Annotated in this window: 12 protein-coding genes; 9 read left to right on the forward strand and 3 right to left on the reverse strand. The window is 67.2% G+C overall.

Going from position 1 to position 13302, the window contains the following annotated elements:
* Positions 1-27 precede the first annotated feature (27 nt).
* The gene (locus D1Y84_RS10170) at positions 28-345 is read right to left on the reverse strand and encodes a helix-turn-helix transcriptional regulator (protein ID WP_124848403.1); all 318 of its coding nucleotides are present in this window, start codon (positions 343-345) and stop codon (positions 28-30) included.
* Positions 346-1839, reverse strand: coding sequence for a ribosome biogenesis GTPase Der (der, locus tag D1Y84_RS10175; RefSeq protein ID WP_124848404.1), 1494 nt, complete (start codon positions 1837-1839; stop codon positions 346-348).
* A gap of 143 nt (positions 1840-1982) precedes the next feature.
* Between der and D1Y84_RS10180 the strand changes: the two genes are divergently transcribed.
* From D1Y84_RS10180 to D1Y84_RS10200, 5 genes are all read left to right on the forward strand, one after another.
* Positions 1983-3965, forward strand: coding sequence for an ATP-dependent DNA helicase (locus D1Y84_RS10180; protein ID WP_233581326.1), 1983 nt, complete (start codon positions 1983-1985; stop codon positions 3963-3965).
* Between the two features lie 117 nt (positions 3966-4082).
* Positions 4083-4964, forward strand: coding sequence for an alpha/beta fold hydrolase (locus D1Y84_RS10185; protein ID WP_124848405.1), 882 nt, complete (start codon positions 4083-4085; stop codon positions 4962-4964).
* 271 nt (positions 4965-5235) lie between these two features.
* On the forward strand, positions 5236-6918 hold the full coding sequence (locus tag D1Y84_RS10190; RefSeq protein ID WP_158615418.1) for an esterase-like activity of phytase family protein: 1683 nt from the start codon (positions 5236-5238) through the stop codon (positions 6916-6918).
* A gap of 104 nt (positions 6919-7022) precedes the next feature.
* Positions 7023-7400: a 6-carboxytetrahydropterin synthase QueD gene (gene queD, locus D1Y84_RS10195; protein ID WP_124850056.1), complete on the forward strand. Its 378-nt coding sequence runs from the start codon at positions 7023-7025 to the stop codon at positions 7398-7400.
* 51 nt (positions 7401-7451) lie between these two features.
* The gene (locus D1Y84_RS10200) at positions 7452-8132 is read left to right on the forward strand and encodes a radical SAM protein (protein WP_124848407.1); all 681 of its coding nucleotides are present in this window, start codon (positions 7452-7454) and stop codon (positions 8130-8132) included.
* Positions 8133-8296: 164 nt separating this feature from the next.
* On the opposite strand, the gene D1Y84_RS10205 is transcribed toward D1Y84_RS10200, so the two are convergent.
* Positions 8297-8923 carry a hypothetical protein gene (locus D1Y84_RS10205; protein ID WP_124848408.1) on the reverse strand — a complete coding sequence of 209 codons (627 nt, stop codon included), beginning with the start codon at positions 8921-8923 and terminating at the stop codon, positions 8297-8299.
* Between the two features lie 127 nt (positions 8924-9050).
* Here D1Y84_RS10205 and D1Y84_RS10210 point away from each other — a divergent pair, with 127 nt between their 5' ends.
* From D1Y84_RS10210 to D1Y84_RS10225, 4 genes are all read left to right on the forward strand, one after another.
* Complete coding sequence (locus D1Y84_RS10210) at positions 9051-10382, forward strand: 3-deoxy-D-manno-octulosonic acid transferase (RefSeq protein ID WP_233581327.1); 1332 nt, start codon at positions 9051-9053, stop codon at positions 10380-10382.
* Entirely contained in the window at positions 10379-11446 is a 1068-nt protein-coding gene (gene lpxK / locus D1Y84_RS10215) for a tetraacyldisaccharide 4'-kinase (protein WP_124848410.1), read from the forward strand. Before D1Y84_RS10210 ends, lpxK begins: the two co-directional genes overlap by 4 nt.
* Positions 11447-11514: 68 nt before the next feature.
* Complete coding sequence (locus D1Y84_RS10220; protein WP_233581328.1) at positions 11515-12720, forward strand: glycosyltransferase family 9 protein; 1206 nt, start codon at positions 11515-11517, stop codon at positions 12718-12720.
* Complete coding sequence (locus D1Y84_RS10225) at positions 12717-13295, forward strand: isoprenylcysteine carboxylmethyltransferase family protein (protein WP_124848411.1); 579 nt, start codon at positions 12717-12719, stop codon at positions 13293-13295. Before D1Y84_RS10220 ends, D1Y84_RS10225 begins: the two co-directional genes overlap by 4 nt.
* The last annotated feature ends 7 nt before the right edge of the window (positions 13296-13302 follow it).

The following is a 13302-nucleotide window of genomic DNA, read 5'->3' on the forward strand; positions in this document are numbered from 1 at the left end:
TCGGCAAGTGCGGCACAGCAGAAGAACTCAAAGCAAGTCGCGGTGCAGCGTGCCCGTGTACGACTCCACCACGTCGCGGCACAGTTCGTAGCTCACGGAACGGCCTTCGCGCGACTCCGACACCAGCCCTGCCAGGCGCAGCTCCCGCATGTGGTGCGAGAGCGTCGCCGGGCTGATCTCCAGGCAATCGCGCATGGAAGCACACGGGGTGCACGGCCCAGTCTGGCAGGCCATCTGTTTCAAAATGGAGTAGCGGCGAGGGTCAGCCAGGGCACGCGCGATCAGCAACATCTGTTTCTCGTCGAGTGTGTTCGCAGGACGCGTGCGCTCTGGCTCGTCTGCCATCTACTTGTCCTTCTCTTCCGCATTGCGCGCCTTTACCTTGAACCAGATCGGCGAACCCTCAAAGCCGAACGCCTCGCGAATCTGGTTGGTCAAGAACCGCTGGTACGAAAAGTGCAATTCAACGTCCCGGTTGGTGAACAGGATGAACGTCGGCGGCGCCACGCCGGCCTGCGTCATGTAGAAGATCCGCAGCCGCTTGTTCATCGGCACGGTGGCACGCTCAAAGTCCACCTTGTCGAGGAAGCGATTCATCTGCCCGGTGGTAACGCGCTTGCGCCGCTCCGAGGCCACGCGCTCGATCGTCTCCAGCACCCGCTGCATGCCCTTGCCTTCAGACGCCGAGATAAACACCAGCGGCGCATACTCCAGGTACTTCAGCGTGTCGCGCACCTGCTGCTCGTATACCTTGCGGTCCGCATGCGGCTTGCCGTCGGTGCGCGCCGTGGTCAGCAGGTCCCACTTGTTCACCACGATGATCACCGATCGCCCGGACTCGTGCGCGTAGCCGCCGATCGTCGCGTCCGCGGCCGTCACGCCCTGCTCCGCGTCAATCACCAGCAGCGACACATCGGCCGCCTCGAGGTGGCGCCGCGCCATGATCACCGAGAGCTTCTCGGCCAGCAAGTTGGTCTTGCCCTTGCGCCGAATCCCCGCGGTGTCGATGATGCGGATCTTTTTGCCGTTGTGCTCGATCACCTCATCGACCGCGTCGCGCGTCGTCCCGGCGATCGGCGACACAATCGCGCGCTCTTCGCCGGTCAGCGCATTCAGCATGGTGGACTTGCCCACGTTGGGCCGCCCGATAATCGCCACCCGCGTCTCGCGCTGCTCGTACTCGCCATGCGTACGCTGCAGCTTGGGGATCCCGGCGTCATCTTCCGCGCCTTCTTCCTCGTCCTCGTCCACAACCGGGAACTCCGGCTCAGGCGCGAGCGGCGCATGCGGCAACACCTTGAACACTTCTTCCAGCAGGTCGCCGATGCCGTGGCCATGCTCCGACGAGACCGCCGTCAGGTTCGGAATGCCCAGCTGCCGCATGTTCTCGGCCGCCGCATCCTGCTGCTGCGAGTCGATCTTGTTCACCGCCAGGAACATCGGCTTATTCAGCCGCCGCAGCAACTGCGCCAGGTCCATGTCCGGCGAGGCCAGCTCGGTGCGGCCGTCCACCACCATGATGATCGCCGATGCTTCTTCAAAGGCGGTTCGCGCCTGCGTAAAGATCTCGCTCGGGATCAGCGCCTCGTCGTCCGGCACAATGCCGCCCGTGTCGACCAGCCGCGCCACACGCCCGGCCCAGTGCACCTCGCCGTAAATGCGGTCGCGTGTAATGCCCGGCTCATCGCCCACAATCGAGCGGCGTGTGCCCGTAAGGCGGTTAAACAGGGTGGACTTGCCCACGTTGGGGCGGCCGCAGATCACGATCAGGGGCATGCCCAGGGCTTCGTCGGTGTGGGGCAGCGGATTGGGGCGGCGGTGCTGTTTTTTTGGACTCATGATGTGTGCTTCACGGCGGCCCGCTGCGAATCGCTCGCTGCTGGACTCTCACGCGTGACTCTGGTGCCTCCGGCCCGTGCGCAGTGGAGGCGAAGAACGGGCAAAGCTCTATTATAGGAAGAGTCTGCCCAAAACAACCTATCGTGCCTGAAACTCCCACTAAAAAGCTGCCGACCCTGCACAGCTTCTTCTCGCCCGGCGGCGTTCTGGCGCAGTCCGCGCTCCCCTACGAGTTCCGCCGCGGCCAGCTCGAGCTCGCGCACGCGGTCGAAGAAGCTATCGAGCAGAAGCGCCACCTCATCGCGGAGGCAGGTACCGGCACCGGCAAAACCCTCGCCTACCTCCTGCCGGCGCTGCGCTCTGGCAAGCGCGTCATCGTCTCCACCGGCACCAAGAACCTCCAGGAACAGCTCTTCTTCAAAGACATTCCGTTCCTCGAGTCTCTTCTCGGCCCGCTCAAGACCTGCTACATGAAGGGCCGCGCCAACTATCTCTGCCGCCGCAAGCTGTACGCGCTTGAGCACGAGCCCATCCTTAGCGGTCTGCAGGAGATCCAGCAGTTCCACGCCATCCGGCAGTGGGAGAAGACCACCGAGACCGGCGACCGCGCCGAGGTCGACGCCCTGCCTGAACAAAGCCCGCTCTGGACCAAGCTCGACGCCCGCTCCGAAACCTGCCTCGGCCAGACCTGCCCGGACTTCGAACGCTGCTTCATCACGGAAATGCGTCGCAAAGCCTCCGAGAGCGACCTCATCATCGTCAATCACCACCTCTTCTTCGCCGACCTCGCCATTAAGCAGCAGGTCGCCAACGCGCCCGACGCCGGCATCCTTCCCGAGGCAGACGTGGTGATCTTCGACGAGGCGCACGAACTCGAGGACGTCGCCTCCGCCTACTTCGGTCTGCAGCTTTCCAATATCCGCTTTGAAGAGCTCGCCCGCGATCTCGACCTGATGCTGCGCGCCAAGCATGCCATCTCGCACGGCCCCAAGGTCGCCGCCGAGGTCTTGCGCGAGCGCTCCCGCATGTTCTTCGCCGCGCTGCCCATCGGCGGCGAAGGCCGCGCGCAGTTCTCCGACCGCGAAGAGTTCCTGGAAGAACACGGCGAGCTCTACCTCGGCATGCTCAACGCGCTCAACCTGCTTGAAGGCGAACTCGAACGCATGCGCAACGTCGAGGAAGCCCCGGGCCTCAAGCGCCGCACCAACGAGCTGCACGACCGCCTCAAGTTCCTCATGGAAGCCGAAGACAAGAACACCGTCTTCTGGCTCGAACGGCGCGGCGGGGGCCGGGGCAGGGAAGCAAGCTACAACACCTTTCTTCAGGCCACGCCCATCGATGTCTCCGGCCTGCTCGGCTCCGTGCTCTTTGAAGCCTTCCCCACCGTAGTGCTCGCCTCCGCCACGCTCACGGTGCAGGGCAAGTTCGAGCATCTGCGCACCCGCCTCGGCCTCGAGCACGCGAAGGAGTTGATCGTCCCTTCGCACTTCCGCTACGCCGAGCAGGCGCTGCTCTACCTGCCGCCCACCATGCCTGACCCGCGTGACCCCGGCTTTACCGACGAGGCCGTGCGCACCATCAAGCGCGTGCTCGAGGCCACCCAGGGCCGCGCCTTCTGTCTCTTCACGAGCTACGCGCAAATGCGCTCCGTCTACGACCGCCTGCTCGCCGAGGTCGGCTGGCCGCTGCTGCTGCAGGGCACCGCGCCGCGCAAGGCGCTCATCGAGGAGTTTCGCCAGACCCCCAACGCCGTGCTGTTCGGCACCTCGAGCTTCTGGCAGGGCATCGACGTGCAGGGCGAAGCACTGAGTTGCGTCATCATCGACCGGCTGCCCTTCGCCGTGCCGTCCGATCCCGTCGTGCAGGCCCGCACCCGCGCCATCGAGGCCGCGGGCGGCAAGCCCTTCTTCGACTACCAGATCCCCTCCGCCGTGATCACGCTCAAGCAGGGCTTTGGCCGCCTCATCCGCTCGCTCGATGACCGCGGCGTGCTGGTTCTGCTCGACCCGCGCATCCGCCGCAAGCAGTACGGCGCCGCCTTCCTCGAGAGCCTCCCTGCCTACCGCATCACCGCCGACATCGCCGAGGTCGAAAGCTTCTTCGCCACCCCGGCACCCGCGAAGTAGCAAGCTTCCCGGCACCTGCGTGTGCGCACATCAGCGATCCCGCGGCCGCGGCCTGGCAATTCCTGCGACCGGCGGCAGTCCGCCCGAATCAGACAGCAGAATCGCGAGGCAACATCTATGACCGAAACTCCGGCAATTCCTTTCACCGCGCACCATTTCGTTGAGGCAGACGGCGTACGCGTCTTCTACCGCGAATCAGGCCCGGCCGACGCCCCCGTGGTGCTCCTGCTGCACGGCTTTCCTGCGTCGTCCTTCCAGTACCGGGAACTCATCCCTCGTCTCGCCCATCGCTACCGCGTCATCGCTCCCGACCTGCCCGGTTTCGGCTTCACCGAGGTTCCTGCCGAGCGTGACTACCACTACACGTTCAACGCCCTGGCAATGACGATCCACGCATTCACCGAGGCGCTCGGCCTTGCCCGCTATGCCCTGTATGTCTTCGACTACGGCGCCCCCACCGGCTGGCGACTCGCCCTGATGGCCCCCGAGCGCGTGGCCGCCATCGTCTCGCAGAACGGCAACGCGTACGAAGAAGGACTCGGCGACGCATGGCAGCCGATCCAGCGCTACTGGCGCGAACCCACGCTCGAGCACCGCAACGCCATCCGCGGCGCGCTCACCGCCGAAGGCATTCGCCGCGAGTACGCCGTCGGCATCCAGCACCCGGAGCTGATCAAGCCCGAAGGCTACACGCTCGACGCTGCCCTGCTCGCCCGTCCCGGCAACGTCGACATCCAGCTCGACCTCTTCCTCGACTACGCCGACAACGTCAGGCGCTACCCGGAGTTCCAGCAGTACTTCCGCAGCGCGCAGCCACCGCTGCTGGCCATCTGGGGCGAGCACGACCCGTACTTCATCCCCGCCGGCGCCAGAGCTTTCCAGCGCGACCTCCCCGAGGCGACCGTCACCTTCCTCCCCACCGGACACTTCGCACTCGAAACGCACCTCGAAGAGATCGCCGGCGCGATGCTGGGTTTTCTGGCTCAACACCTGACCTAGAGCTGCACTGCGGCCGCGCAAATGGAAGCTGATGTTCGCAGTTCGCGGCTCGGCCGCCTGCTCCTCCGCACAGAGGCGCCGCTCCTGCTCAGCCACCACGGGTACAAGCAGTGCCTCTCGATCTGGCAAGCGCAGGCGCGCCTCTTTGAGCGACCCACACACCCGCTCGAATCCCCACTCTTTTCACCGCGCGTTCATCGGCAACAGCACCGGGCACACCTATGCTCGGGGACGTTTGCACAAGTCCTCACGAGTCGCCCCGGAGCCCGCCATGAACGTGTCCGCCGTACGCCGCACCCTTGTCGCCGCCTGCCTCACCACCTGCGCCGCAATGCCACTCCACGCCCAGACCCTCGCCTCTTTTGCCACCATCCCCGGCGAAACGCCCGATCTTTCCCCGCTCAACGGCGCCACGGCCGGCGCCAACACCAACCGCCTCGGCGGCTTCTTTTCCGATCTCTACTACGACCGCTTTGAAGATGTGTTCTACGGCGTTGCCGACCGCGGCCCGGGCGGCGGCACCATCGCATATGACACGCGCGTGCAGAAGTTCAAGCTGACCATCGACCCCAACACCGGCGCGGCCGGCAACTTCCAGCTCCTCGACACCATCCAGTTCACCATTCCGGCTGGCGTCACCTTCAACGGCATCACGGGTCCCGCGCACTTCAACGGCATCGATCCCACCACTGACCCGCTCAACGGCACCCGCACCAATCTCGGCCGCTCCCACGATCCCGAAGGCTTTGTCGTCGCGCCCTCCGGCCACTTCTACGTGTCTGACGAGTACGGCCCGTCCATCTTCGAGTTCCGCGCCGACGGCACCTTTGTTCGCGCGTTCACGCAGCCCAAGAACGTGCTGCCCACGCTCAACGGCCAGCCCGATTACTCCGCCATCGACCTCGTCACCGCCGGCCGTGTCGCCAACCGTGGCTATGAAGCCCTGGCCATCAGCCCCGACGGCAACACCCTCTACGCCATGCTGCAGGACCCCATGGCGCAGGAGGGCAGCTGCCCCAACGGCTGCACGCAGCCCGGCCTGTACAGCCGCAACCTCCGCATCGTCCGCTTCGACGTCCCCTCCGGCACCAGCAACGCGCAATTTCTCTATCCGCTCGAGTCCATCAGCACCATCAATGAGCGCGTGCCCAACTCGCCATTCACCGCCGCGCAGCAGGGCGCTAGCATCGGCGTCAGTTCCATGACCATGCTCGACAACCACCGCATCGCGGTCGACGAGCGCGACAACCGCGGCCTCGGCGTGGGCGACCCGCTCGGCGCCGCCACCGTCTCGACCAAGCGCGTGTACCTCATCGACCTCGACGGCGCCACTGACATCTCGGGCATCTCGCTTGCCGGCACCAACACCCCGCCTGCGGGCGTGCAGCCCGTCAGCAAGTCCCTCTACCTCGACGTGGCCGCAACGCTGGTCTCCGCCGGCATCAAGGTGCCCGAGAAGATCGAAGGCCTCACCATCGGCCCGAAGCTGAACGACGGTACCTACGCCGTGATCCTCGGCACCGACAACGACTTCAGCGTCACCCAGAACGCCTCCGGCGCGCAGTTCGACGTGTGCACCGACCTCACCGGCAACACCTCGCAGGTCACGCTCGATGCCGGCTGCCCCACCGGCCAGCACCTCATCCCCACCTTCTACATGTCCTTCAAAACTGGCGTCGGTCAGTACACGCAGCCCGATCCCATCGAGCAGCTCGGCCTCGCCGTCCTCGGGCTCGACCTGCCCGCCTACGCCACCGCCGCCCTGGGCTACCCGCTCTACGTCGCCGAAACCCAGCAGTCCACCAGCCAGCCCACCGCCTGCCAGTTCCTGGGCTACTTTGGCGACGAGGTGCAGCTCGCGGGCCAGTACGGGCTTGAAGGCACAACCGTCACCCGCCTCGCCGCCGGCACCGGCGTGGCCACCCGCTCGCTGAGCTGCGGCGCCGCGCAGTAAGCCCACCGCGACGCAACCCGCGATGCCCGACCCCTGCCCACCTATAATGGACGGGAGTTGGGCGTTGCTGCCCTCCGATGCATCATCGAAAGGGCACGACCTTTATGTTTGAAGTCACCGTCGACGCGGGATTCTCCTCCGGCCACTACCTGCGCAACTACCACGGCAAGTGCGAAAATCCCCACGGCCACAACTACAAGGTGCGCGTCACCCTGCACGGCAAAGAGCTTGACCACTCCGGCCTTCTGCTCGATTTCAAAGAGCTCAAGAACGTGCTGCGCCCTGTCGTCGAGTACCTCGATCACCGCATGATCAACGAGCTCGTGCCCTTCGACACCATTAATCCCTCGGCCGAAAATCTCGCCAAGTACTTCTTCGACGAGACCAGCAAGCACATCAGCGGGCTCACCGGCGGCCGTGTCCAGGTCAAGGACTGCACCATCTACGAAACCGACACCTCCGCCGCGACCTACTACGCGTAGCCGCGTGCCAAGCGGTTCAGCCGCCATGCCGTAGCACCCTGAGCAAAAACCATGTTCCTGATCGAAACCTACAAGTCCGTCCAGGGCGAATCGAGCTTCGCCGGCGTCCCCTGCATCTTTGTGCGGCTCGCCGGCTGCAACCTGCGCTGCTCCTGGTGCGACTCCGAGTACACCTTCACCGGCGGCTACAAGCAGTCTGCCGACGAAGTGATCGCCGCCGTCGAGGCCCTCGCGCCCGTGCGCCTCGTCGAGTTCACCGGCGGCGAGCCGCTGCTGCAGGCGCGCGAACTCATCCCCGTTATGGAACGCCTGCTGGCCGACGGCTACCAGCTCATGATCGAGACCAGCGGCGAACGCCCCCTGTCCGACGTGCCCCCGGCCGTCCACAAGATCGTCGACGTCAAGTGCCCGGCCTCCGGCGAGTGCGGTCGCTTCCGCCTCGACAACCTCGACACGCTTACCGCGCGCGACGAGGCGAAGTTCGTGATCAGCGACCGCGCCGACTACGAGTTCGCCCGCGACTTCACGCTGGAGCACAGCCTCCACACCCGCGCCGGCCACGTGCTGTTTTCCCCCGCCTTCAAGAAAGCTCCGAGCCTCGAGCGCTCCACCGCCAACTGCGCCCTGGACCCGCGCCAGCTCGTCGACTGGATGCTCGCCGACGCCGTGCCCGCTCGCCTCAGCCTTCAGATCCACAAGTACATCTGGGAACCGCAGAAAAAGGGCGTCTAGCTCCTGCCGGCTCAACACCGACGAAAACCGGGTGCCCCATGTCTCGCTTCCGAGACGTGGGAACCACCCAGGCCCGCACCTCGAACCCCACGAACCACCCGCCACGAAGTGGCCGCCAGCCGCGCAGGCGGTCTGGCTCTTACCCCGTCCTAAGCCGTTCGCTCTTACTGCGGCGCCTTGGCAAGGTAAGCATCCAGCGGCACCTCAAACGCGTACATCTCCTTGCCACTGCTGTCCCGCACCTGCCGGAACACCAGCTTCGCCCCGTTTAGCGGATGCTGCCCCAGCCCCTGCACGTCATAAAACAGAAAACCAGCCCGCGTTGTGTGCGGTTCCACCGCCAGTGCCGAGTACTCATGCTCCGAAAAATCCGCTTCCACCTTGGAATCGGCAGCCTTGCCCTGCTTGTGTATCTTCAACGGCCCGATCGGGATCGTCGTGCCCCGCCGCGCGGCGCCCTCTACCCGGCGCTCGACATCCTCCGGCTCCGCCGCGTTGATCTTGCCACTCTCCGCGGGCAGCAGCAGGATGCGCACATCGTTGAGCGAGATCGGCAGCGCCGTGTCGTTGGTCACCACGATGCGGATCGGGATGAAGTTGTACTTCAGGTAGTCCACCCGGAACACGTCCTCTTTGGGCAGCCGGTCGTACGGATCCGCGGCAATCGTGATGCCTTCCTGCGTGGCATGCGCGGCGTACTGCCCGGCACTCGTGGCGGGATCGATCTTCTTCTCGGCGAGCGCGGGCAGCGTGGCGGCGAGCAGGGCACAGGTAGCAAATCGGCGAAGCATGGCAGGGCGACCTCGAAGCAAAAAGAGTGAACGCAGCAAAGCACGGCAGGGAAGAGCCGCAGTCCCGGCAGTTTGGGGATGAGTCCTGACCGTAGTCCTGACCATTATGATCGGACGAGACTCCAGCGTGAACAGAACTCCCCCACCGCGCCTTTTACCATCGGTAACTACCCCGCTGCTCACGCTTTACAGCGCGGCGCTCGTGCTTGCGCTCGCAGCCACGGCGCCCTGGTGGCTCCGCGAGCTGCGCCCCGCCGGCAAGTACCGCGAGGGCTTTGCCGAACGCTTGGGCCGCATCCCGCGCCGCCGCCTCCATGCGCCCGCGGCCGGTGAAGTCACGCTCTGGATCCACGCTGTGTCCGTCGGGGAAGTGCTCGCCGCCGTCCCTCTCGTCGCCGCCCTGCGCTCCGCGCTGCCCCACGCCCGCTGCTACGTCTCCACCACCACCCGCACCGGCCAGCAGATCGCCCGCGCCCGCTTCGGCGCCGACTCCGTCTTTTACTACCCTGCGGACTTCGCGTTTGCCGTCCGCGCCTGGCTCCGCTTCCTGCGCCCCTCGCTCGTGGTGCTGGTCGAGAGCGAGTTCTGGCCACGCTTCCTCATCGAAGCCGCGCGCACCGGCGTCCCCGTCGCCGTGATCAACGCCCGCATCTCCGACCGCTCCTGGCCGCGCTACCAGCGCCTTGCGGCCCTGTGGCGCCCGCTGCTCGGCACCCTGTCCCTGGTACTTGCCCAGTCTGACCGGGACGCCCAGCGCCTGCGCGCACTCGGAGCCCCGGCGGCCTCCGCTATCGGGAACCTCAAGTACGACCTGCCGCCGCCACTTCCCACGCCGCTGCTCGATCAGCTCCGCCAGGCCATCCAGGCCGGCGCGCCGGTGCTGGTCTGCGGCTCCACGCTCGCCGGCGAAGAAGCCCTGCTGCTGCCCCTGCTCCCTGAACACACCGTGACCCTGCTTGCCCCACGCCACCCGGAGCGCTTCGACGAAGTCGCCGCCCTGCTCCAAGCTTCTGGCCGGCCTTGGTCGCCACTCTCCCTCTGGCGCCGCGACCCGCAGCCCATCGCTCCCGGCACCCTCCTGCTGCTCGACTCCGTCGGTGAACTCGCCCCGCTCTACGCCCTGGCCCAGGTCGCCATCGTCGGCGGCGGCTTTCTCCACGCGGGCGGCCACAACCCGCTCGAGCCCGCGTCCCTGGGCAAGCCGGTCGTCATCGGCACCGGCTACGCCAACTTCCTCGAGATCGTCACGACCCTGCGCGCCGCCGACGCCATCCGCATCGCCGGCCTGCCGGAGATCCAACAGACCATCGCGCACCTGCTCGCCGACCCCGCGCAGGCCGCCGCCCTTGGCGAGCGCGCCCGCGCCGTGTGCGCCGCGTCCTCCGGCGCTACCAGCCGCGTCCTGTCTGCGCTGCTGCCCCTCCTGCAGCCACAACCAGCCCTCGGAACCGGCGCATGACGCGCCCCATGGCGTCACCCTGGTCGCCGTGGATGCTGCCCCTGCAGCTGCCCTATGCCCTGGCCATTTCCGCGAAGAACCACGCCTATGCTCGCGGCTGGCTCCAGCCCAAGGCGCTCACGCGACCCGTGGTCAGCATCGGCAATCTTTCCATAGGCGGCGCCGGCAAAACCCCCATCGTGATTGCTCTCGCCGAGCTCCTGCACCAGCAAGGCATCGCGGTGGACGTGCTTTCGCGCGGGTACGGTCGTCGCTCCTCCGCCGCTGTCGAGCGGGTCCAGCTCTCCGGCTCCGCCGCCCGCTTCGGCGATGAGCCTCTGCTGATCGCGCAGGCCACCGGCGCGCCCGTGTACGTAGGCGCCTCCCGCTACGCCGCTGGCCTGCTCGCCGAGCAGGAACAGGCCGCCCGTCCACCAGCCCAACCGGCTTCACACCCGGCCGCCATCCACCTGCTCGACGACGGCTTCCAGCACCGCCGGCTTCAGCGCGCCGTCGACATCATCGTGATCCACCCGTCCGACCTGTACAGCCGCCTGCTCCCCATTGGCCGCCTGCGCGAACCCGTCCGCTCCCTCCATCGCGCACACATCCTGGTGCTGCGCGAAGAGGACCAGCACAGCGAGCACCTGCTGCGCTCCGCCGGCTTCAACCAGCCCATCTGGCGCGTCCGCCGCAGCCTCACCATTCCCGCAAGCCTCGATCGCAGCCGGCCCGTCACCGCCTTCTGCGGCATCGCCCATCCTGAGGAGTTCTTCCGCTCCCTCCGCGCGCAGGGCATCGTCCTCGCCCGCACCTTCCGCTTCCGCGACCATCACCGCTTCCGACCCTCGGAGCTGGCGCGGCTCGCCCGGGCATCCTCCGGTCATGCTGCGCTGCTCACCACCGAGAAGGACCTGGTCCGGCTCAGCACCGGCGCCCGCGCCATCCTCGAACGGCTTGACCCACGCACCGGATCCCCCGTGCCGCCACTGCTGGCCGTGCCGCTGCGCGCCGAGATCCTCGACCCGTCCGCTGCCGCCACCACGCTGCTGCGCCTGCTCGGGCCGCCGCAGGCCTGCCCGTAAGCCCTGCCCGCAACCTTGCCGTCCCCGCCGCAACCATTCCACCGGCTCCGCGTATGCGAAACTAACTTTTGCGACAAGATACCCAGCCGCGCATTCTGATCGTCCGCCTTGGCGCCATGGGTGACATTCTCCATGCCCTGCCGGCTGTTACCGCGCTGCGTGCCGCGCACCCCGGCCTCTCGATTGACTGGGCCGTCGAGCCCCGCTGGCGCGCCCTGCTCGCCGCCGACTCCGCTGGTCCTGATGTCGCGCTCAGCCCCGCCCAGCCCCTGGTCGACCACATCCATCTCGTCCCGGCCAAGGAGTGGTCCCGCCGGCCCCTGCACCCGGCCACCGCGCTGTCCATCCTGCGCACCCGCTCGGCCATGCGCGCCGGCCACTACGACGCCACGCTCGACCTCCAGGGCGCCATCCGCTCCGCCGTGATCGCCTGCTGGGCCCACGCCCCCCGCCTGCTCGGTGAGGCCGAGCCCCGCGAGCCCTTTGCCCGCTACCTGTTCAAGGAGCGCATCCCCTCCCGCGGCATCCACGTCATCGAGCAGTCCGCCGACGTCGTCCGCGCCCTGTTCGGCGACCCACTGCCGCTCGCTTTGCCCCTGCTGCCGCACGACGCCATTGCAGCGCGCTGGTGCTCCGAGCAGGGCGTCCCCGCCGACTTCCCGCTCTCCATCCTGCTGCACCCCGGTGCCGGCTGGGGCGCCAAGCGCTGGCCGGCGGACCGCTACGCCCGCGCTGCCGCCCTGGTTGCCGAGCACAGTGGCGCACGGGTCGTGATCAACGCCGCGCCCGGCGAGCTCGGCCTAGCGGAGGCGCTTGCCCGCGAGCTCCACACCCTTGGCGTCGAGCCGCTGCTGCTCGCGCCCACCGTCGGCCAGCTCATCGAGCTCACGCGGCGCGTCACCCTCGCCATCGGCGGCGATACCGGTCCGCTGCACCTCGCTGCGGCGCTCGGCAAGCCTACCGTCGGCATCTTCGGACCCACAGATCCGGCGCGCAATGGGCCCTTTCACGCCCACTTCCGCGTGCTGCGCGACCCGGGGAGCCGCCGCGATCACACCCGGCACCGCGATCCGGAGGCCGGCCTGCTCCGCATCCAGCCCGAGCCCGTCGCCGAAGCCGCGCTCGAACTCCTATTCGGCTCCGGAACAGCATCCGGTGCGCACGGGGCACAGGGCAATGCCGGCATACCCCCGCAACCCGCCACGAACGCGTCTGCAAACACCACAGACCACCTGGACCCACTCACCCGCAACACCGTCGGATTGGCCCCATGACCACCCAGGCAGCAACCAGCCCCATCCACTGGCAGCGCATCGCCAAGCGCATCCGCGTCCCCCTCGGCTTCGCCTTCGCCGTGGTTTTCCTGCTGCTCGCCACCCCGGCCTGGCACTCGCTCGCGTGGAGCCTGCTCCTGGTGCTGCCCGGCCTCCTGTTGCGCGGCTACGCCTCCGGCTATGTCAAAAAGAACCAGGAGCTCACCACCACCGGCCCCTATGCCTGGACGCGCAACCCGCTCTATCTCGGCTCCATGCTGATCGCCTTCGGCTTCGCGCTCGGCGCCCGCTCCGTCCTGCTGGCGGCCCTGCTGGCACTGCTGTTCGCCATCATCTACGTGCCCGTCATCCGCGGTGAGGAAAGCTTCCTGCGCGCGCAGTTCCCGGGCTTTGACCACTACGCCGCTCGCGTCCCGCGCCTCGTTCCCTGGCGTGCACCCCTGCGTTCCGCTGCCGAGCGTGGCCGGTTCGCGCCGGCGCTCTACCGCAAGCACCGCGAGTACAATGCCAGCATGGGCGTCGCCGCACTCTATCTCGCACTCATCCTCCGCCTCTCGTTCCAGCACGGGCGCTAGCTTTTCG

This window comes from Acidipila sp. EB88 (assembly GCF_003858395.1).
Taxonomy (GTDB): domain Bacteria; phylum Acidobacteriota; class Terriglobia; order Terriglobales; family Acidobacteriaceae; genus EB88.

Excerpts from the sequence above, each read along its gene's own strand:
- D1Y84_RS10170 (WP_124848403.1), bottom strand. The coding sequence starts at position 345 with ATGGCAGACGAGCCAGAGCGCACGCGTCCTGCGAACACACTCGACGAG.
- der (WP_124848404.1), bottom strand. The coding sequence starts at position 1,839 with ATGAGTCCAAAAAAACAGCACCGCCGCCCCAATCCGCTGCCCCACACC.
- D1Y84_RS10185 (WP_124848405.1), top strand. The coding sequence starts at position 4,083 with ATGACCGAAACTCCGGCAATTCCTTTCACCGCGCACCATTTCGTTGAG.
- D1Y84_RS10190 (WP_158615418.1), top strand. The coding sequence starts at position 5,236 with ATGAACGTGTCCGCCGTACGCCGCACCCTTGTCGCCGCCTGCCTCACC.
- queD (WP_124850056.1), top strand. The coding sequence starts at position 7,023 with ATGTTTGAAGTCACCGTCGACGCGGGATTCTCCTCCGGCCACTACCTG.
- D1Y84_RS10200 (WP_124848407.1), top strand. The coding sequence starts at position 7,452 with ATGTTCCTGATCGAAACCTACAAGTCCGTCCAGGGCGAATCGAGCTTC.
- D1Y84_RS10205 (WP_124848408.1), bottom strand. The coding sequence starts at position 8,923 with ATGCTTCGCCGATTTGCTACCTGTGCCCTGCTCGCCGCCACGCTGCCC.
- lpxK (WP_124848410.1), top strand. The coding sequence starts at position 10,379 with ATGACGCGCCCCATGGCGTCACCCTGGTCGCCGTGGATGCTGCCCCTG.
- D1Y84_RS10225 (WP_124848411.1), top strand. The coding sequence starts at position 12,717 with ATGACCACCCAGGCAGCAACCAGCCCCATCCACTGGCAGCGCATCGCC.